This window comes from Mesorhizobium sp. M7A.F.Ca.CA.003.01.2.1 (assembly GCF_003998945.1).
Classification (GTDB): domain Bacteria; phylum Pseudomonadota; class Alphaproteobacteria; order Rhizobiales; family Rhizobiaceae; genus Mesorhizobium; species Mesorhizobium ciceri.
The window spans coordinates 1-1,533 of sequence record NZ_RZRA01001138.1; the positions used below are offsets into that span (position 1 = coordinate 1).

At 59.5% G+C, this 1,533-nt stretch carries 1 protein-coding gene; it reads right to left on the reverse strand.

Annotation, left to right across the window (positions count from 1 at the left end):
* Window positions 1–1,300 (reverse strand): Fe-S cluster assembly protein SufB (sufB, locus tag EN969_RS30540; RefSeq protein ID WP_127419706.1); only part of this gene is annotated, 1,300 nt, incomplete at its 3' end.
* Window positions 1,301–1,533: the final 233 nt, after the last annotated feature.

The window sequence follows — 1,533 nt, forward strand, 5'->3', positions numbered from 1 at the left end:
CTTCCATGTAGGGCACGGTGTGCGCGCCGCACTGGTCGCCGATCAGCAGGGAATCGCAGTTGGTGAAGTTGCGGGCGTTGGTCGCCTTGCGGTGCGCCGAGACCTGGCCGCGATAGGTGTTCTGCGAGAAGCCGGCGGCGATGCCTTTGGAGATGATGCGGCTCGACGTGTTCTTGCCGAGGTGGATCATCTTGGTGCCGCTGTCGACCTGCTGATAACCGTTCGAGACAGCGATCGAATAGAACTCGCCCGAGGAATCGTCGCCGCGCAGGATGCAGCTCGGATATTTCCAGGTGATCGCCGAGCCGGTCTCGACCTGCGTCCACGAGATCTTCGAGCGATCGCCACGGCAGTCGCCGCGCTTGGTGACGAAATTGTAGATGCCACCCTTGCCCTCGGCGTCTCCGGGATACCAGTTCTGCACCGTCGAATATTTGATCTCGGCATCGTCGAGCGCCACCAGTTCGACGACGGCGGCATGCAGCTGGTTCTCATCGCGCTGCGGCGCCGTGCAGCCTTCGAGATAGGAGACGTAAGCCCCCTCCTCGGCGATGATCAGCGTGCGCTCGAACTGGCCGGTGTTCTTCTCGTTCATGCGGAAATAGGTCGACAGCTCCATCGGGCAGCGCACGCCCTTGGGCACGAAGACGAACGAGCCGTCGGTGAACACGGCCGAATTCAGCGTGGCGTAATAATTGTCGGAGGTCGGCACAACCGAGCCGAGATACTTCTTCACCAGTTCGGGATGCTCGCGGATGGCTTCCGAGATCGAGCAGAAGATGACGCCGGCCTGCGCCAGCTCCTTCTTGAAGGTGGTGACGACGGAAACGGAATCGAACACGGCGTCGACGGCGACGCGGCCCGATTTGTAGACATTGTCGCTGACTTCCTCGAGTTCCGAGGCGTCGGTCTTCTGCACGCCGGCGAGGATTTCCTGCTCGCGCAGCGGAATACCGAGCTTCTCGTAGACCTTCAAGAGTTCGGGATCGACATCGCTGAGCGAGGTCGGGCCGGGCGTGCTCTTGGGCGCCGCGTAGAAGTAGATGTCCTGGAAATCGATCTTGGGATAGTGGACGCGCGCCCAGGTCGGCTCGTCAAGCGTCAGCCAACGGCGATAGGCTTCCAGACGCCATTCCAGCATCCAGGACGGTTCGTCCTTCTTGGCCGAAATGAAACGGATAATGTCTTCGCTGAGGCCTTTGGGGGCCTTATCCATCGCGATTTCGGTCTGGAATCCATATTTATATTGGTCGACGTCGATCTTTCGGACCCGATCGATCGTGTCCTGCACAGCAGGCATATGCGTTCTCCATCCACGCCGGGGTCAAGGCCCGACAGTTTTCAAACTATGGCACCGCCAAAACGAACCCCAAAAAGGCGCTTGCGGCAGCGTAAGTTTCATATAGTGCGCTTCGACCGGAAATTCACCCGGCCAGCATGAAACGCACGGCTCTACCAGGCCGAATGGCCCAAATCATTTTCGTCAAGCATCGGATTTTCCCGAAAATCGCTACGCGCTTTTCGGTCCGATGC